Below are 18,941 nucleotides of genomic sequence, written 5' to 3' on the forward strand. Positions count from 1 at the left end.
CCATGAACTCCACTACCAACACTGTTTCAAGCGCCACGTCGCACTACCGGTTCAAGCCCTGGAATGTGGGGCGGACCGTCATCTGGTCGCTGTTTGCGATTGCCCTGATCGTGGCGCCCATGCTGTTTCGCAGCAGCCTGGCGCTGACCATGCTCTCGCAGATCGGCTACCTCATCATCATCTGCCTGTCCTACAACATGCTGCTGGGGCAGGGAGGAATGCTGAGCTTTGGCCATGCGGTCTACACCGGCCTGGGCTCGTTCATCGCCATCCATGCGATGAACATGGCGGGCAAGGGCAGCTTCAATATTCCGCTGGTGCTCATCCCCATCGTGGGCGGCCTGGCCGGGGCGTTCTTTGCCATCCTGCTGGGTTTTGTCACCACCAAGAAATCGGGCACCACGTTTGCCATGATCACGCTGGGCATTGGCGAGCTGGTGGCCTCCATGGCGCTGATGTTCCCCGAGTTCTTTGGCGGCGAAGGCGGCATCACCACCGACCGTGTCTACGGCCAGTCCTTCTTCGGCATCAGCTTCGGACCGGCCATCCAGGTGTACTACCTGATTGCGGCGTACTGCTTTGTCTGCACGGCAGCGATGTTTGCGTTCACCGGCACGCCGCTGGGCCGCATCTTGAACGCTGTGCGCGACAACCCCGAGCGCGTGGAGTTCATCGGCTACAACACGCAGCGTGTGCGCTACTTCGCGTTCATCATCGCGGGCTTTTTCGCGGGCATCGGCGGCGGCCTGGCCACGATCAACTTCGAGATCGTGACCGGTGCCGACAGCCTGAACGTGGTGCGCTCGGGCGGCTACCTGCTGTTCACCTTCCTGGGCGGGGCCACGTTCTTCTTTGGCCCCATCATCGGCGCGGTGCTGCTGGTGCTGGCCTCGGTGCTGCTGTCCGAGCTGTCCAAGGCCTGGCTGCTGTACCTGGGCCTGGTGTTCCTGTTCATGGTGATGTATGCACCCGGCGGCGTGGCCAGCCTGATCATGATGAACCTGCGCCTGGCCAAGTTCGGCAAGCTGCGCCAGCTGTGGACCTCATACCTGGGCCTGGGCGGCACCGCCCTGGTGGGGGTGCTGGGCGCGGCCTGCATGATCGAGATGACCTACCACCTGCAGCTCAATGCGGCACTGGGGCCAGAGCTCACCTTCCTCGGTGCGACGCTCAATGCCAAGGGCTTTACCAGCTGGTTTGGCGCCGTGTTTGTGATGGTCACGGGCTTTGCCTTGTTTGAGCTCTGCCGGCGCCAGTTCGTGCGCCAGTGGAGCCGGATCCAGGAAGAAATAGAACATGAAATCAAGCGTGGGGAGGCGGTGTGACCATGGCGGCTGACAATGCAACCTACGCGCTGGAGCTGCGCGACCTGCGCAAGAGTTTTGGCAAGACGGAAATCATCCGTGGCGCCAATCTGGCCGTGGCCCCTGGCGAGCGCGTTGCCATCATCGGCCCCAACGGTGCGGGCAAATCCACGCTGTTCAATTTGATCAGCGGACGTTTTGCGCCCACCAGCGGGGACGTGATCTTGAACGGCCAGCGCATCAATGGCATGGCGCCGTACGAGATCAACCGGCGGGGGCTCTCGCGCAGCTTCCAGATCACGAACATCTTTCCCAAGCTCTCGGTGTTCGAGAACCTGCGCTGTGGTGTGCTCTGGAGCATGGGCTACAAGTACACCTTCCTGCGCTTCCTGTCGAACCTGCACGATGCCAACGAGCGCGCCAAGCAGCTCATGGAGATGATCAAGCTCGACAAGAAGCGTGACACGCTGGCGATGAACCTCACGTATGCCGAGCAGCGCGCGCTGGAGATCGGCATCACCATCGCGGGCGGTGCCAACGTGATCTTGCTCGACGAGCCTACGGCCGGCATGAGCAAGACCGAAACCACGCGCTTCATCCACCTCATCAAGGAGGTGACCGAGGGCCGCACGCTGCTCACGGTGGAGCATGACATGGGTGTGGTGTTCGGCCTGGCCGACAAGATCGCCGTGGTGGTCTACGGCGAGGTGATTGCCTTTGACACGCCGGACAAGGTGCGCGCCAACCAGCGCGTGCAGGAGGCCTATCTGGGCTCGGTCGTTGCGGACGAGCAAGGGGCGGGACACTGACATGCTGAAAATTGAAAATCTCCACGCCTACTACGGCAAAAGTCATGTGTTGCATGGCGTGACCTTTGACGTGCAACCGGGCGAAATCGTGGCCCTGCTAGGGCGCAACGGCTCGGGCCGCTCCACCACCGCCAAGGCCATCATGGGCCTGGTGGACTGGGAGGGCACGCTCCAGTGGAAGGGGCAGGACCTGAATGGCAAAAAGGCCTACGAAATTGCCCACCTGGGGGTGGGCTACGTACCCGAAAGCCGCGACGTGTTCCCCAACCTCACGGTGCATCAGAACCTGATGCTGGGCCAAAAGGGCAGCGGCAAGAACAGCCGCTGGTCGTTCGACGACATGTACCAGATGTTCCCGCGCCTGAAGGAGCGCCAGCACACGGAGGCGGGCGTGATGTCGGGCGGCGAGCAGCAGATGCTGACGCTGTGCCGAACGCTGATGGGCGACCCTGACCTCATCATCATCGACGAGCCCACCGAAGGCCTGGCACCGAAGATCGTCGAGCTGGTGGGCCAGTACCTGCAGACCATCAAGTCGCGCGGCATCTCGGTGCTGCTGATCGAGCAGAAGCTGACCATCGCGATGAAGATCTCGGACCGCGCACTGGTCATGGGCCACGGTTCCATCGTGTTCCAGGGCACGCCGGACAGCCTGCGGGCCGACAACTACATCCGCAAGGAATGGCTGGAGGTTTAGAAGCCCCCTGAGTCGCCTGCGGCGCCTTCCCCCGGAGGGGGACGCCCCGAGCGCGGCGGGGCGGCCCTTGCGCGGAGGCACTGGCCTGGAGCGCGCCAGTTTCGCGGTCTGAGGGCGTGGCTGAGGCCTGAGGAGGCTCTTTCGCATCGGTCCTCGGAGGCGCCCCGTTCCCGGTGGCGCCTTTTTTTTTGCCCGCTCGGCCGCAGTCTTGAGGGGGTATGCCAAACCCCCTTGTCCCGCCCGGGACAAATTGACACGCCAAACGGGTTTGAAGCCCCTACAATAAAAACGCACGATCGTTCTTTTTCACTTTCCAAGGAACAACAGCACCATGACCGCTGAATACAAAGTCCACGGCTCCGTTGCCGTGATCACCATGGCCAACCCTCCCGTCAACGGACTTGGGTTATCGACCCGCCAGGGCATCGTGGACGGCCTTGGCCGCGCCAATGCCGATGCAGCGGTCACGTCCATCGTCATCACGGGCGCCGGTGGTGCGTTCTCTGGCGGTGCCGACATCAAGGAGTTCGGCACCGACAAGTCGCTGCAAGAACCCAACCTGCTGTCGGTGATTGCCGCCATCGAAAACTCGGCCAAGCCCGTCGTGGCCGCCATGCACACCGTCGCCATGGGCGGCGGGCTGGAGCTGGCCCTGGGTTGCCACTACCGCATTGCGGCGCCTGGCTGCTCGATTGCACTGCCTGAAGTCAAGCTGGGCCTGATCCCCGGCGCGGGCGGCACGCAGCGCCTGCCGCGCGTGATTGGCGTGGAAGCCGCGCTCAACCTCATCGTGAGCGGCGAGCCCGTCAAGAGCGAAATGATCGGCGCCGTGCCCGGCCAGAAGCTGTTTGACAAGATGGCCGCATCGGCTGAATCGCTGGCCGCAGAAGCCCTGGCGTTTGCGCAGAGCGTGGCCGATGCCCGCCCACTGCCCCTGGTGCGCAACTTCCCCTGCAAGCACCCCGAAGGCGACGCGTACTTCCAGTTCGCGCGCAACATGGTCAAGGGCATGGCCAAGAACTTCCCCGCGCCCGCCAAGTGCGTGGACGCGGTCGAAGCCGCCACCAAGAAGAAGTTTGCCGAAGGCATGCTGGTCGAGCGCGAGATCTTCATCAACCTGATGTGGACGCCGGAGTCGCGCGCACTGCGCCACCTGTTCATGGCCGAGCGTGCCGCGAGCAAGATCCCGGACGTCGCATCCGACACTCCCAAGCGCGACATCAAGCTGGTGGGCGTGATTGGTGCTGGCACCATGGGCGGCGGCATCTCGATGAACTTCCTGAACGCAGGCATCCCCGTCAAGATCCTGGAAATGAAGCAGGAAGCACTGGACCGCGGCATCGCCACGATCAAGAAGAACTACGAAGCCCAGGTCAAGAAGGGCAAGCTGAAGGCCGACAAGTACGAGCAGCGCATGGCCCTGCTGAGCACCACGCTGAGCTACGACGATTTCAAGGACTGCGACCTCATCATCGAAGCCGTGTTCGAAGAAATGGGCGTGAAGGAAGCCGTGTTCAAGCAACTGGACGCCGTGGCCAAGCCCGGCGCCATCCTGGCTTCCAACACCTCCACGCTCGACGTGGACCAGATCGCAGCGTTTACCAAGCGCCCGCAGGACGTGGTGGGCATGCACTTCTTCAGCCCTGCCAATGTGATGAAGCTGCTCGAAGTGGTGCGCGGCAAGGAAACCGCCAAGGACGTGCTGGCCACCGTGATGGCCATTGGCAAGAAGATCAAGAAGACCTCGGTCGTCTCGGGCGTGTGCGATGGCTTCATCGGCAACCGCATGATCGAGCAGTACAGCCGCCAGGCAGGTTTTCTGCTGGACGAAGGCTGCACGCCCCAGCAGGTGGACAAGGCTGTCGAGAAGTTCGGTTTTGCCATGGGCCCGTTCCGCATGGGCGACCTGGCGGGCAACGACATCGGCTGGGCGATCCGCAAGCGCCGTTCCGTCGAACGCGCCGACATGAAGTACAGCCGCACGGCCGACAAGCTGTGTGAACTGGGCCGCTTCGGCCAGAAGACCGGTGCAGGCTGGTACGACTACCAGGCCGGCAAGCGCGACGCAATCCCGAGCGACCTGGTCAACAAGATGATCGAAGACCACCGCAAGGAGCTGGGCATCACGCCGCGCAAGATCTCGGACGAAGAGATCGTGCAGCGCCTGGTGTTCGCCCTGGTCAACGAAGGCGCGCACATCCTGGAAGACGGTATCGCCAGCAAGTCCGGCGACATCGACATGGTGTACCTGACCGGCTACGGCTTCCCCATCCACCGTGGCGGCCCCATGCACTACGCCAGTGAAGTGGGTCTGTTCAACGTGGTACAGGCCATGGACCGCTTTGCCAAGAATCCGCTGGATGACGCAGCGTTCTGGAAGCCCGCTCCGCTGCTGGCCAAGCTGGCCGCCGAAGGCAAGGCCTTCCAGTAAGCCGCACCCACAGATACCGAATCAAAGGAATTCACATGACCTCCGCAGTGATTGTTTCCACCGCCCGCACGCCGCTCGCCAAGAGCTGGAAGGGTTCGTTCAACATGACGCATGGCGCCACCCTGGGCGGCCATGCCGTGCAGCACGCCGTGCAGCGCGCCGGCATCGACGGCGCTGACGTGGACGACGTCATCATGGGTTGCGCCACGCCCGAAGGCGCCACCGGCAGCAACATCGCGCGCCAGATCGCACTGAAGGCAGGCCTGCCCATCACGGCCTCCGGTGTCACCGTCAACCGCTTTTGCTCGTCGGGCCTGCAGACCATTGCCATGGCCGCCCAGCGCATCATCGCAGGCGAGGCCGATGTGTTCGTGGCCGGTGGTGTCGAAAGCATCTCCTGCGTGCAGCAAGAGATGAACCTGCACATGATCCAGGACCTGGCGCTGGCCAAGCAAAAGCCCGAGATCTACTGGAGCATGCTGCAGACCGCCGAGCAAGTGGCCAAGCGTTACAACATCGGCCGCGAAGCCATGGACGAATACGGTGCCGCCAGCCAGCAAAAGGCCTGCGCAGCGCAAGCGGCGGGCCTGTTCGATGCCGAAATCGCCCCCATCACCGTGACGGCCGGTGTGGCCGACAAGACGCTGGGCCTGATCACCAAGCAAGTCACCGTGAGCCGTGACGAAGGTACGCGCGAAGGCACGACGGTGGAGGCCATCAGTGGCCTGCGCTCGGCGCTGCCAGGCGGCTTGATCTCTGCCGGCAACGCCAGCCAGTTCTCCGACGGCGCCGGTGCCTGCGTGGTGACCAGCGAAGAGTACGCCAGCAAGAAGGGCCTCAAGCCCCTGGGCCGCTTCCTCGGCTTTGCCGTGGCGGGTTGCGAGCCCGACGAAATGGGCATTGGCCCCGTGTTTGCCGTGCCCAAGGTGCTCAAGAAGCTGGGCCTCACGGTGCAAGACATCGACCTGTGGGAGCTGAACGAAGCCTTCGCGGTGCAGGTGCTGTACTGCCGTGACAAGCTGGGCATCCCCGCTGATCGCTTGAATGTGAATGGTGGCGCGATTGCCGTGGGCCACCCGTATGGGGTGTCGGGCCAGCGCCTGACGGGCCATGCGCTCATCGAGGGCAAGCGCCGTGGTGTCAAGCGCGTGTGCGTGACCATGTGCATTGGCGGCGGCATGGGCGCTGCGGGCGTGTTTGAAGTGCTGTAACCAACGCTGCGCCAACCAAAAACTGCCCCGCTCAGGCCGCAAGGCCTGCGCGGGGCAGTTGCGTTGGTGTCTGGGTCACCGGTGGTGCGTGGTGAGCAGGCGGTATGGACCATAAGCCCGGTGCCCATCGGTGCGGATGGCTGTATCGGCTGCATGGGTCGCGCGAAGCCGGCGGCCGCACGGCCCCCTATGCAACGGGGATGAATCCTCGAATAATGCGCTGAGGTTGCCTTGCGCACCGTCAGGTGCTGGCAACCCGCCAAGAGGTGCAATCCATGGCATGGTTGCGAGACGCCCCGGTCGTTGTGTTCTTCTTTATGCTGGGCATGGCGTTGCTGTTGGCGGCCCTGGGGCTGGGAATGGGCCTGTGGAGCTTTCGCCTTGCGGGCGCGCTGCGTGGGCGAAAACCGGTGCCGGTCGATGAACTGGCGGATGGCTACCAACTCGTGCATGGCCGAGCCAGCGGACCGGTGCTGGCGGCGCCTCTCACGGGGCGCCCCTGCGTATGGTGGGAAGTGCGTGTCTGGGAGCGGAGCATCACCAGCCTGCAGGATTCCGAAGGCGGGAGCGACCGGCGTGCCGAATGGTCCGAGCGGCGCCACGACAGCTCACTGCGCGTGGTGCAGTGCACCCAGGGGTTGACCGTTTGCGCCGTGCAGCCGTTGGGCATGACACTCACCATTCCGACCGAGGTGTGTGACTGGCAGGGGCAGCAGTTTCCTCCCGAAAACCGGGATCCCGAGTCCCAACCCGGCACGGCATTCATGCCGTTGACGGAACGCAGCTCCAGTTATGCCATTGTGGGTGGCACGCTGCGGGGTGATCGTTTCCGCTACCGCGAAGAGATCATCGTGCCGGGCTCGGAGTTGTTTGTGCTCGGTCAGGTGCAGCGTGTGGATTCTGCGACATGGGAAGAGGCGCAGGAGCCACCGGTCGATCCGGGCATCCTGGCCGATCAGGCTGCGGCGCAGGCGGGCGGTGTGCAGATGCACTCTGCGCCTGCACCGCTGGACGGCGAGCCCGAGGCAGAGGCGGAGGCGGATGCCGAAGAGGGCCCCGACGCGTTCGGGCGTGTCGGGTGGAGCGAGGCGATCGACCGGCAAAACGCTGCCGCCATGCAACAGGCCCAGTGGCAAGTTGGCAAGCACAAGGGCAAGCACTACGTCATGGCCGTGCAGGCGCCCGAGCTGTGGGTTGGCATGCCGCAGCAAGCGGCGCAGGGCGGCTGGATCATGGGCGCGTTGTTTACAGGCCTCGCCATGTTCATGCTGTGGGTCCGCTTCGGGGCGGCCTGATCAACGGTCTGGAACATTTTTCTTTCTGACTCCATACTGCTGCCAGCCGAAGCCAACCGGGGATGCCATGCAGCTGGCAGTTCCCAAACCAAGGGGCGGAAAATGTCTCACGACACGGATTACCTGATCGTCGGCAGTGGTGCGGTGGGCATGGCCTTTGCAGACACCCTGCTGGATGAAAGCGATGCGCACATCACTTTCGTTGATCGCCATGCCAAGCCCGGCGGCCACTGGAACGACGCGTATTCCTTTGTAGCGCTGCACCAGCCATCGGCTTATTACGGCGTCAACTCCACCGAGCTGGGGAGTCACCGCCTGGACACCCACGGCCCCAACACCGGCTTTTTCGAGCAGGCCAGTGGTTTGGAGGTCAATGCCTACTTTGACAAGCTGATGCAGCAGAAATTCTTGCCCAGCGGCCGGGTCAGCTACCACCCGATGTGCGACTACCAGGGCGAGGGGCGTGTGGTGTCCCTTCTGTCTGGTGCGCAAACACACATCTCCGTGCGCAAGAAAACCGTGGACACCACCTATGCCGACATCAGTGTGCCTGCCACGCACACGCCCAAGTTTGCCGTGGAGCAAGGCGTGCGCTGCATCACCCCCAATGCGCTGCCATCGCTCTGGATGAACGCCGCAAGACTACCGGTGCCGCAGCAGTTCTGCATTCTGGGCGCGGGGAAAACAGCCATGGACGCGGCGGTCTGGCTGCTGCGCAACGGCGCGCGGCCCGAGAGCATTCAGTGGGTTGTGCCACGCGACTCGTGGTTGCAAAACCGCCTGCACACCCAGCCTGGCATTGCGTTCTTCAACGACAGCATTGGTGGCGAGGCAGACAAGATGGCTGCTTTTGCCGAGTCCAAAACCATGGATGAGGTGTTCTTGAAGCTCGAGGCGCTGGGTCAGATGCTGCGCATTGACCCGCGCCAAACGCCCACCATGTTCCACTACGCCACCATCTCCACGGGGGAGATGGAGTTGCTGCGCACCATCGAGCGGGTCATCCGGATGGGGCGGGTTCAAGCCATCGAGTGCCATGCCCTGGTTCTGGAGAAGGGGCGGGTGGCGATGTCCTCCGACACTTTGTACATCGACTGCACCGCCTCCGCCGTGAAAGCGCTCGCATCGCAGCCGGTGTTCCAGCTGGATCGCATCATTGTGCAACTGCTGCGCATGCCGCTGGTCACACTCAGCGCGGCCATCACGGCCTATATGGAGGCCCACAGCGATGACGATGCCTACAAGAACCAATTGTGCACGCCCGTCCCCTTTCCTCGCAATCTGGCTGGCTACGCACGCGCTACGCTGATGAGCACGATGAATCAGGTCCAGTGGTCCCAAGACAAGCCGTTGCGCAAGTGGATGCACAGCAGCCGCCTCGACGCCTTCGGAAAAATGGTCTCCGAGCTGGACAAGGCGGATACCGACAAGCAGGCCACGCTGGCCCGCTTGCGCGCCAATACCATGGCGGCCACTGCCAACATGGCCAGGCTGATGGCGGCTTGATGCGCGGCCGCCGTGCCGTTGGCGCAAGGGCAAACGCTACCCTGGAGGGGGTGGTTCTCCGTGGGGTGTCCGGGGCTGTTTTGCCTGCGGATTCGTGAAGCCGTCGCCGACAGGACACTTCCAGTTTGGCAATGAATCAAGCTGCTGGACAATGGCGCCATGACCCTTCGCACCACCCTCGATTTTCTGCTCCATGACTGGTTGAGCACCACCGCGCTGACGGAGCGTGAGCGCTTTGCGGACCACAGCCGCGACACGTTTGATGCGGTGCTCGACACCTGCGAGCGCATCGCGCGCGAGAAGTACGCCCCCTTCAACCGCACGGTGGACACCGAAGAGCCGCACTTTGACGGTGAAAAGGTCATCCTGCCCCAGGCCACCTACGAGGCACGCAAGGCCTACGCAGAATCGGGCCTGCTGTCGGCCGCGCAGGACTACGACATCGGCGGCATGCAGCTGCCCTACACGGTCGAGGCGGCGGCCAACAGCTTCTTTGCGGTGGCCTCCATCAGCATCGGCTCCAACCTGCTGACCTCGGGCAACGCCAACCTGCTGATGGCGCACGGCACGGCGCGGCAAAAAGAAGTGTTTGCGCTCAACGAATTCAACGGCCGCTGGTCGGGCACCATGTGCTTGTCCGAACCCCAGGCGGGCTCGTCGCTGTCGGACGTGGCGACGCGCGCCGTGCCTGATGGCGCCGACTTCGAATCCGACCCGCTGGGCCCACGCTACCGCCTCACGGGCAACAAGATGTGGATCAGCTCGGGCGACCATGAGCTGACCGAGAACATCGTGCATCTGGTGCTGGCCAAGATCCCTGGGCCCGACGGCAAGCTGGTGCCGGGCACGCGCGGCATCTCGCTGTTCATCGTGCCCAAGAAGATGGTGGACGCCCAGGGCCAACTCACCGGTGTGCGCAACGACGTGGCGCTGGCGGGCCTGAACCACAAGCTGGGCTGGCGCGGCACCACCAACACCTTGCTCAATTTTGGCGAAGGCAAGTTCCCGGTGGACGGCAAGCCAGGGGCCGTGGGCTACCTCGTGGGGCAGCCCGGCAAGGGCCTGGCCTGCATGTTCCACATGATGAACGAGGCGCGCATCGGCATCGGCATGGCGGCCACCATGCTCGGCTTGGCGGGCTACTACGCCAGCCTGGACTACGCGAAGAACCGCCCCCAGGGCCGGCCGGTGCAGGGGCCCAAGGATGCGGCGGGGGCTTCCGCCGTGGTCAAGGACGCCGCCCAGCCCCAGGTGCGCATCATCGAACACGCGGATGTGAAGCGCATGCTGCTGGCCCAGAAGTCGTATGGCGAAGGCGCACTGGCGCTCAACCTCTTCTGCGCCAAGCTGGTGGACGAGCAGCACACGGGCGAAGCGGCCGCCGCCGACGAAGCACGCCTGCTGCTGGAGGTGCTCACGCCCATCGCCAAGAGCTGGCCCAGCGAGTTCTGCCTGGAGGCCAATTCGCTGGCCATCCAGATCCACGGCGGTTATGGCTACACGCGTGACTTCCCGGTGGAGCAGTACTGGCGCGACAACCGCCTGAACATGATACACGAGGGCACGCACGGCATCCAGGCCATGGACCTGCTGGGCCGCAAGGTGCTGATGGAAGGCGGGCGCGGCCTCACGCTGCTGGCCGGGCGCATCAACGCCACCATCGAGCGTGCGATCCAGGTGCCTGCGCTGGCCGCGCATGCCAACGCGCTGGGCGCCGCCCTGCAGCAGGTGGGCGCCGCCACCAAGGCCGCCTGGGCCACGGGCCAGCCGGCCGATGCGCTGGCCAACGCCGTGCCCTACATGCAGGCCTTCGGCCACACGGTGCTGGCCTGGGTGTGGCTGGACCTGGCCTTGGCCACGCTGGCCCACGACGCCGCACTGGCCCAGCCCGCAAGCGTGGGCCGCATGGGTTCCATGCGCTACTTCTTCCACTACGAGCTGCCCAAGATCGGCGCCTGGCTGCAGGTGGTGAGCACACGCGATGCGACCTGTGCGAGCTTTCCCGAAGACGCATTCTGATCATGGCCGCACCCCAAAACCTGCAGCGCCTGCACAAGCTGATCTGGGTGCTCATCTACGGCGGCCTGCTCGCGCTGGTGCTGGGCCTGGCCACCGAGCGCAGCGATGCCGCCCTGGGCTGGAGCCTGGTGCTGGGCGGCGGTCTGGCGGCTGCAGTGGGCGTGGTGCTGATTGCCGTGCGCGCGCGCCTGAAAACAGACTGACCAGCCTGCCGAAGACGGGCCGACACGGGGGCGACACAATGGCCCTGCGTTGCGCCGCACAATCGCTGCTGGACGCCCCAGGCCTGCCCGGCAACCGACCCCGAAAATAATCCGATACACCCAAGGAGACACCGTGACACGCACCATCCAACAACTGTTTGACCTGACCGGCAAGACCGCCCTTGTGACTGGCGGATCGCGCGGCCTGGGCCTGCAACTGGCGCACGCGCTGGGCGAAGCCGGCGCCAAGATCATGCTCAGCTCGCGCAAGGCGTCCGACCTGGAAGAAGCCACCGCCGAGTTGCAGGCCGCAGGCATCGACGCCCGCTGGATCGCCGCCGACTGCGCCAACGAGGCCGACATCCGCCGCCTGGCCGATGAAACCCTGGAGCGCCTGGGCCACGTGGACATCCTCATCAACAACGCTGGCGCCGCTTGGGGCGCGCCTGCCGAAGACCACCCGGTGGACGCCTGGGACAAGGTGATGAACCTGAACGTGCGCGGCTACTTCATCCTCAGCCAGCACATCGCCAAGCACAGCATGATTGGCCGGCGCAGCGGCAGCATCATCAACGTGGCGTCCATCGCCGGCCTGGGCGGCAACCCCAAGGGCATGAACACCATTGCCTACAACACCTCCAAGGGCGCGGTGATTAACTTCACGCGCGCACTGGCCGCCGAATGGGGCGCGTACAACATCCGCGTCAACGCCATCTGCCCGGGCTTCTTCCCCAGCAAGATGACGGTGGGCACCCTGAAGGCCATGGGCGAAGAGGCGCTGGCCGCGCATGCCCCGCTGGGCCGTCTGGGGGATGACGAAGATTTGAAGGGCCTGTGCGCGCTGTACGCATCCGACGCGGGCAAACACATCACCGGCCAGTGGCTGGCGGTGGATGGGGGCGTGAGCATCGTTACGGGAGGATGATCATCCCCCTGAGGCGCTTTGCGCCTTCCCCCTTCTCTCGAATCGCTGCGCGTTTCGGGAAGGGGGACGCAGCCCTCGCTGCGGGGCGGCCCTTGCTAGGCTGCCCTGGTGGGGCCGCGCCAGTTTTTGAGTTTGTGTACTGAGGACATGCCGTGAAAAGTTTTGGTGTCGAAATCCCCTTTGTCAGCCACCTCGGCTTCACGCTGCACCGCATGGAAGGCGGCGAATCCGAGCTGCACTACGAAGCCCAGCCCGAGCACCTGAACTCGTTTGACGTGACGCATGGCGGCGCGTCGATGACGCTGCTGGATGTGACCATGGCCACGGCCGCGCGCAGCGAGACGCCGGACATGGGCGTGGTCACCATCGAGATGAAGACCAGCTTCATGCAGCCCGCGCGCGGGCCGTTGGTGGCCAAGGGGCGGCTCATCCACCGCACGGCCACCATGGCCTTTACCGAAGGCACGGTGGTTGACGCGCAGGGCCGCGTCTGCTGTCATGCCACGGGCACGTTCAAGTACGTGCGGCGCCTGCCGGTGGACAACCGCAGCGCCAACGGGCTCAAGGTGATTTCCACCGATTGAGCTGGTTTTAAAATAAAAATGGCCGCTAGCGCCCTATGGATAGGCGCAAGCAGCTATTGAATTAATAGCATTTGTTTTCTGAAGGAGCCTCCCATGCCACGCAACCAACAAATCGTTCTCGACAACCGCCCCCACGGCGAGGCCGTGGCCAGCAACTTCAAGCTGGTGGCGGTGGACACCCCCGCGCTCAAGGATGGCGAAGTGCTGGTGCGCCACCACTTCCTGAGCCTGGACCCCTACATGCGTGGCCGCATGAACGAGAGCAAGAGCTATGCGGCGTCGCAGGGCCTGGGCGAAGTCATGATCGGCGGCACCGTGGGCGAGGTGGCCGAAAGCAACCACCCCAAGTACGCTGTGGGCGACAAGGTGGTGGGCATGGGCGGCTGGCAGGAATACAGCGTGGTCGATGGCAATGCGCTGGGCGCGCTGCGCAAGGTGGACACCGCCCACGTGCCGCTGTCGCACTACCTGGGCGCCGTGGGCATGCCGGGTGTGACGGCCTGGTACGGCCTGGTCAAGATCATTGCCCCCAAGGCGGGCGACACCGTGGTGGTGAGCGCCGCCACGGGTGCCGTGGGCAGCGCCTTTGGCGCGCTGGCCAAGGCGCGTGGCTGCCGCGCGGTGGGCATTGCGGGCGGTGCCGACAAGTGCAAGTACGCCGTGGAAGAACTGGGCTTTGACGCCTGCATCGACTACAAGGAACACAGCGATGTGAAGGCGATGTCGAAGGCGCTGAAGGAAGCCTGCCCCAACGGCATCGACGGCTACTTCGAGAACGTGGGCGGCTGGATCATGGACGCCGTGATGCTGCGCATGAACGCCTTCAGCCGCGTGGCCCTGTGCGGCATGATCGCGGGCTACGACGGCGCGCCCCTGCCCATGGCCAACCCCGCGCTCATGCTCATCAACCGCATGAAGATCGAAGGCTTCATCGTGAGCGAACACATGGAAGTCTGGCCCGAGGCGCTGAAGGAGCTGGGCACCCTGGTAGGCACCGGCAAACTGCGTCCGCGCGAGACGGTTGCCCACGGCATTGCAGCAGCGCCCGAAGCCTTCCTGGGCCTGCTCAAGGGCAAGAACTTCGGCAAGCAACTGGTGAAGCTGATCTGATGACCCTGACTTGGACCTGGGCCCGTTTTGACGACCTGGGCGTGCATGCGCTGCACGACGCGCTGGCCCTGCGCTGCAAGGTCTTCATCCTGGAGCAGGGCCCCTACCAGGACCCGGACGCGGCGGACAAGCAGTCCTACCACCTGCTGGGCTACGACGAGGCCGGGGTGGCGCAGGCCTGCTTGCGTGTGGTGGACCCGGGTGTGAACTACCCCGAGCCCTCCATTGGCCGCGTCGTCACCGCCAAGGAGGCGCGGGGCAACGGCACGGGCAGGGCACTGATGCAAGAGGGCATTGCCCGCTGCACCCAGGCCTGGCCCGGCCGGGGCATTCGCATCAGCGCGCAGGCCCATCTGCAGGGCTTTTACGGCAGCCTGGGTTTTGAGGCCGTGTCCGACGAGTACCTGGAAGACGATATCCCCCACATCGAAATGCTGAGACGGGGTGACAGCCCCGCCGCTTGAGGAGCCGCCATGACCGCTGCCAGCCTTGCCGCCACCCATGAGGTGTTCAACCAGAGCACGCCCTGGGCCGATGTGAACCTGTTCACCACCAACCAGCCCTTGCAGGACGCGCTGCGCCTGCATGCCCCCGGCTTGCCGCTGGCGGGCTTGGTGGCGCTGGGCGCGGAGATGGGCTCGGCAGAGATGCAGAGCCATGCACGGCTGGCCAACACACACAAGCCGCAACTGCGCACGCACGACCGCTTTGGCCACCGCACGGATGTGGTGGAGTTCCACCCCAGCTACCACGCGCTGATCGGCGCCGCGTTGCGCTATGGCCTGCATGCCACGCCGTGGTCGCTGCAGGACACGGGCCACGCACACATTGAGCGCGCGGCCGGCTTCATGCTGTTCACCGAGGCGGAGCCCTCGGTGCTGTGCCCGGTGTCGATGAGCTACGCCGTCACCCCGGCGCTGCGGGGCAATGCCGCCGTGTGGGCCGACTGGGGCAAGGGCCTGGCGGGCACGCAGTACGACCCGCGCCTGGCGCTGTTCTCGCAAAAATCCGCGCTCACCATGGGCATGGGCATGACCGAGAAGCAGGGCGGATCGGACGTGCGCGCCAACACCACGCAGGCGGTGCCCGATGGCGAAGATGCCTGGGGCCCGCGTTATCGCATCACCGGGCACAAGTGGTTCTTCTCGGCCCCCATGTGCGACGCCTTTCTGATCCTGGCGCAGGCACCCGGCGGGCTCACCTGCTTCTTCCTGCCGCGTGTGCTGCCCGAGGGCGGCGCAGGCACTACCAACACCCTCCGCATCCAGCGCCTCAAGGACAAGCTGGGCAACCACGCCAACGCCAGTTCCGAAGTCGAGTTCCTCGGCGCCATGGCCTGGCGCGTGGGTGAAGAGGGGCGCGGCGTGGCGCAGATCCTGGAGATGGGCACCATGACGCGCCTGGACTGCGCCCTGGGCACCAGCGGCCTCATGCGCCAGGCGCTGAGCATTGCGCTGCACCACACGCGCCAGCGTTCGGCCTTTGGCAAGAAGCTCATCGACCAGCCGCTCATGCGCAATGTGCTGGCCGACCTTGCTCTTGAAAGTGAAGCTGCTACCGCGCTCTCCATCAGGCTTGCAAGCGCTTTTGACCACAAGGACAAGAGCGAACACGAGGCCGTGATGGCCCGTCTGCTCACGCCCGTGGCCAAGTTCTGGGTGTGCAAGCGCGGCAGCGCGTTTGCGCAGGAGGCTATGGAATGCCTGGGCGGCAATGGCTATGTGGAGGAGGGCGGCGAAGGCACCATGGCCCGCATCTACCGCGAGATGCCGCTCAACTCCATCTGGGAGGGCGCGGGCAACATCATGGCGCTCGATCTGCTGCGCGCCGTGCGCCGTGCCGACACGGCTGCGGCCCTGGCCGACGAGCTGGCCCCCGCACGCGGCGCCCACCCCGCGCTCGACCGCATGGCCAGCGCGCTGCCGCTGCGTGTGGATGCCATGACCACCGAAGCCGAGGCCCGGCGCCTGGCGCAGGACGTGGCCCTGGCCGTGCAGGCCGCGCTGCTGTACCGCAGTGCGCCCAGCGCCGTGTTCAGTGCGTTCTGCGATTCGCGCCTGGGCGGCGACTGGGGCTACAGTTTTGGCACGCTGGGCGCCGGGGCCGATCTGGACGCGCTGCTGGCCCGTGCGCTCCCAGTCTGACCCACCACCACATTCCCTGCGGAGAAGCCCATGTCCCACCTCATCCTGCACCACTACCCTTCGTCGCCGTTCTCCGAAAAAATCCGGCTGGCCCTGGGCTACAAGCAGCTCGCCTGGAAGTCTGTGGTCATCCCCAGCATTGCGCCCAAACCCGATGTGGTGGCGCTCACGGGCGGCTACCGCAAGACGCCGTTCTTGCAGATTGGCGCCGACATCTACTGCGACTCGGCCCTGATCTGTGACGTGCTGGAGCACGAGCAGCCCGAGCCCGTGCTCTACCCCCCGCACCTCAAGGGCGTGTCGCGCGTGTTTGCGCAGTGGGCCGACACCACGCTGTTCTGGGCGGCCATGGCCTACAACCTGCAGCCCAAGGGCGCGGCCGCCATGTTTGCCAACCTGCCGCCTGCCGCCGCCCAGGCCTTTGGCGAAGACCGCCGCGAGATGGGCGCCGGCATGCAGCGCCTGCGCCCGGCCGACGCCACGGCCGCCTACCGCTCGTACCTGCGCCGCATTGCCCACATGGCCGAAGAGCACGACTTTCTGTTTGGCGCCGAGCCCTGCCTGGCCGACTTTGCGGCCTACCACCCGCTGTGGTTCACACGCCAGTGCGTGCCCGTGATGGCCGATGTTTTTGCCGCCACGCCCGCCGTGCTGGAGTGGATGGACCGCATGGCCGCCCTGGGCCATGGCCGCATGGAGAAGTTCAGCGCGCAAGACGCTATCACCGTGGCCGCGGGCGCAGAGCCCCTGCCGCTCACGGACGACGTGTTCCAGGACGAGCACGGCATCCCCCTGGGCGCACAGGTGGCCATTGCCGCCGAGAGCTTTGGCACCGAGCCCACCGAGGGCGAGCTGATTGCCGCCACCCGCACCCGCTACACCCTGCGCCGCACGGACCCGCGCGCGGGCACGGTGCATGTGCACTTCCCGCGCATTGGGTACGTGCTGAGGGCGGTTTCGTCCTGAACGGCGCCGCCGTGGCACCGCAATCCGCTGCACCGCACCCGCCAACCACCATCCGTTCGGGCTGAGCTTGTCGAAGCCTGGCGCCAGCGCTCGCGCCGCACCGCGGCCTCCGGCCGCAACCCGTACACCCACGACAACCTGAAGGAGACAAAAGCATGATCGACAACTTCGCGGGCAAGACCGCCGTCCTCACCGGCGCAGGCTCGGGCTTTGGCCTCGAATGCGCGCGCATCGGCGCCCGCCTGGGCATGAACCTGGTGCTGGTCGATGTGCAGCAGGACGCACTCGACGCCGCCGCCGCCGAGGCGCAGGCCGCAGGCGTGCAGGTGCTGGCGCGCAAGGTCGATGTATCGAATGCCGCGCAGATGGAGCAGCTGGCCGCCGATGTGGCGCAGCGCTTTGGCGCGCCGCACCTGGTTTTCAACAACGCGGGCGTGGGCGCGGGTGGCCTGGTGTGGGAGAACTCCATCCAGGACTGGGAATGGGTGCTGGGCGTGAACCTGTGGGGCGTGATCCACGGCGTGCGCCTGTTCACGCCCATGATGCTGGCAGCGGCCAAGGCCGACCCTGCCTGGCGTGGCCACATCGTCAACACCGCCAGCATGGCGGGCTTGGTGGATGCGCCCAACATGGGCGTTTACAACGTGAGCAAGCACGCGGTGGTGAGCCTGTCGGAGACGCTGCACCAGGATCTGTCGCTGGTGACCGACCAGGTCACGGCCAGCGTGCTGTGCCCCTTCTTCGTGCCCACGGGCATCAGCCAGAGCCACCGCAACCGCCCGCAGGACATGGCGGCCGGCAAGCCCACCAAGAGCCAGCTCATCGGCCAGGCCATGAACGACAAGGCCGTGACCAGCGGCAAGGTCACGGCGGCCGATGTGGCGCAGAAGGTGTTCGACGCTGCCGCACAAGGCCAGTTCTACATCTACAGCCACCCCAAGGCCATCGCCTCGGTGCAGACGCGCATGGAAGACATCATGCTGGGCCGCAACCCCACCGACCCGTTTGCGGGCAAGCCCGAGGTGGGGGGCCAGCTGCGTGCGGCGTTGAGGGCCGAAGATTGAGCATTGAGGCAAAAAGGCCTCTACCGCTTTCTGCATAAGCGCAAGAAGCTATTGAAAATATAGCAAATGCCTGGTAAACCACACGCTGCTGGCGCACCGGCTGATTCTTCAACCGGTTATGCACTGTTCGCCACCGCCATCGGCCACTGCGGCATCGCGTGGCAGGGGGCGCTGCTGGTGGGCGTGCAACTGCCCGAAGATGCGGGCGAGGCGCAGACGCGCGTCCGCATGCAGCGCCGGTTTCCGCCACTGGCGGAATGCGCCATGCCGCCCCAGGTGGCTGCCTGGGCTGCGCGTGTGGCAGCCCTGCTGCAGGGCGCGTGCGACGACCTGTGCGACCTGCCCTTGGCCCTCGACACCGTGCCCCCATTCAACGCCCGTGTGTACGAACTGGCCCGCCGCATCCCGCCTGGCAAGACCATGACCTACGGCGAGATGGCGGCTGCACTGGGTGAGCCCGGCGCGGCCCGCGCCGTGGGCCAGGCGCTGGGCCACAACCCGTTTGCCCCCGTGGTGCCCTGCCACCGCATCCTGGCGGCCAACGGCAAGACGGGCGGCTTTTCGGCCGGTGGCGGTGCCGCCACCAAGATGCGCATGCTCGACATCGAGGGCGCCTTTGCCCACGACACGCTTGCGTTGTTTGCGCCCAGAGACTAGGGCCTGCTCACACTAA

The 18,941-nt window shown here is 65.3% G+C and carries 17 protein-coding genes; all 17 read left to right on the forward strand.

Annotated features, from left to right (window positions below; translation table 11 throughout):
* The first annotated feature begins 2 nt into the window (after positions 1–2).
* The 17 genes from DBV10_RS15290 (at position 3) to DBV10_RS15370 (ending at position 18,925) form a co-directional block, all read left to right on the forward strand.
* Entirely contained in the window at positions 3–1,325 is a 1,323-nt protein-coding gene (locus DBV10_RS15290; RefSeq protein ID WP_124514468.1) for a branched-chain amino acid ABC transporter permease, read from the forward strand.
* A gap of 2 nt (positions 1,326–1,327) precedes the next feature.
* The gene (locus DBV10_RS15295) at positions 1,328–2,113 is read left to right on the forward strand and encodes an ABC transporter ATP-binding protein (protein ID WP_124514469.1); all 786 of its coding nucleotides are present in this window, start codon (positions 1,328–1,330) and stop codon (positions 2,111–2,113) included.
* 1 nt (position 2,114) lies between these two features.
* Positions 2,115–2,810, forward strand: coding sequence for an ABC transporter ATP-binding protein (locus DBV10_RS15300; RefSeq protein ID WP_124514470.1), 696 nt, complete (start codon positions 2,115–2,117; stop codon positions 2,808–2,810).
* A gap of 331 nt (positions 2,811–3,141) precedes the next feature.
* Entirely contained in the window at positions 3,142–5,241 is a 2,100-nt protein-coding gene (locus DBV10_RS15305) for a 3-hydroxyacyl-CoA dehydrogenase NAD-binding domain-containing protein (protein WP_124514471.1), read from the forward strand.
* Positions 5,242–5,276: 35 nt separating this feature from the next.
* On the forward strand, positions 5,277–6,452 hold the full coding sequence (locus DBV10_RS15310; RefSeq protein ID WP_124514472.1) for an acetyl-CoA C-acyltransferase: 1,176 nt from the start codon (positions 5,277–5,279) through the stop codon (positions 6,450–6,452).
* A 275-nt stretch (positions 6,453–6,727) separates the two neighbouring features.
* On the forward strand, positions 6,728–7,747 hold the full coding sequence (locus DBV10_RS15315; RefSeq protein WP_124514473.1) for a hypothetical protein: 1,020 nt from the start codon (positions 6,728–6,730) through the stop codon (positions 7,745–7,747).
* Positions 7,748–7,849: 102 nt separating this feature from the next.
* Positions 7,850–9,253 (forward strand): FAD/NAD(P)-binding protein, encoded by a 1,404-nt coding sequence (locus DBV10_RS15320; protein WP_124514474.1) that lies wholly within the window; start codon positions 7,850–7,852, stop codon positions 9,251–9,253.
* A gap of 159 nt (positions 9,254–9,412) precedes the next feature.
* Positions 9,413–11,272 carry an acyl-CoA dehydrogenase gene (locus DBV10_RS15325; RefSeq protein ID WP_124514475.1) on the forward strand — a complete coding sequence of 620 codons (1,860 nt, stop codon included), beginning with the start codon at positions 9,413–9,415 and terminating at the stop codon, positions 11,270–11,272.
* 2 nt (positions 11,273–11,274) lie between these two features.
* Positions 11,275–11,475 carry a hypothetical protein gene (locus tag DBV10_RS15330; protein WP_124514476.1) on the forward strand — a complete coding sequence of 67 codons (201 nt, stop codon included), beginning with the start codon at positions 11,275–11,277 and terminating at the stop codon, positions 11,473–11,475.
* A gap of 133 nt (positions 11,476–11,608) precedes the next feature.
* Positions 11,609–12,400 carry an SDR family oxidoreductase gene (locus tag DBV10_RS15335; RefSeq protein WP_124514477.1) on the forward strand — a complete coding sequence of 264 codons (792 nt, stop codon included), beginning with the start codon at positions 11,609–11,611 and terminating at the stop codon, positions 12,398–12,400.
* A 152-nt stretch (positions 12,401–12,552) separates the two neighbouring features.
* Positions 12,553–12,984: a PaaI family thioesterase gene (locus DBV10_RS15340; RefSeq protein WP_124514478.1), complete on the forward strand. Its 432-nt coding sequence runs from the start codon at positions 12,553–12,555 to the stop codon at positions 12,982–12,984.
* Positions 12,985–13,077: 93 nt separating this feature from the next.
* Positions 13,078–14,094 (forward strand): NADP-dependent oxidoreductase, encoded by a 1,017-nt coding sequence (locus DBV10_RS15345; RefSeq protein ID WP_124514479.1) that lies wholly within the window; start codon positions 13,078–13,080, stop codon positions 14,092–14,094.
* Positions 14,094–14,558, forward strand: coding sequence for a GNAT family N-acetyltransferase (locus DBV10_RS15350; RefSeq protein WP_124514480.1), 465 nt, complete (start codon positions 14,094–14,096; stop codon positions 14,556–14,558). The genes DBV10_RS15345 and DBV10_RS15350 overlap by 1 nt, the downstream gene beginning before the upstream one ends.
* 9 nt (positions 14,559–14,567) lie before the next feature.
* Positions 14,568–16,238, forward strand: a complete 1,671-nt coding sequence (locus DBV10_RS15355; RefSeq protein ID WP_124514481.1) for an acyl-CoA dehydrogenase family protein — start codon at positions 14,568–14,570, stop codon at positions 16,236–16,238.
* A 30-nt stretch (positions 16,239–16,268) separates the two neighbouring features.
* Positions 16,269–17,204 (forward strand): glutathione S-transferase family protein, encoded by a 936-nt coding sequence (locus tag DBV10_RS15360; RefSeq protein WP_124514482.1) that lies wholly within the window; start codon positions 16,269–16,271, stop codon positions 17,202–17,204.
* A 155-nt stretch (positions 17,205–17,359) separates the two neighbouring features.
* A complete protein-coding gene (locus DBV10_RS15365) occupies positions 17,360–18,268 on the forward strand; it encodes an SDR family oxidoreductase (protein ID WP_124514483.1) in 909 nt (302 codons plus the stop codon).
* Between the two features lie 66 nt (positions 18,269–18,334).
* Positions 18,335–18,925, forward strand: a complete 591-nt coding sequence (locus tag DBV10_RS15370; RefSeq protein WP_124514484.1) for a methylated-DNA--[protein]-cysteine S-methyltransferase — start codon at positions 18,335–18,337, stop codon at positions 18,923–18,925.
* The last annotated feature ends 16 nt before the right edge of the window (positions 18,926–18,941 follow it).

Source organism: Acidovorax sp. FJL06 (assembly GCF_003852545.1).
In the GTDB taxonomy this organism is placed as follows: domain Bacteria; phylum Pseudomonadota; class Gammaproteobacteria; order Burkholderiales; family Burkholderiaceae_C; genus Acidovorax.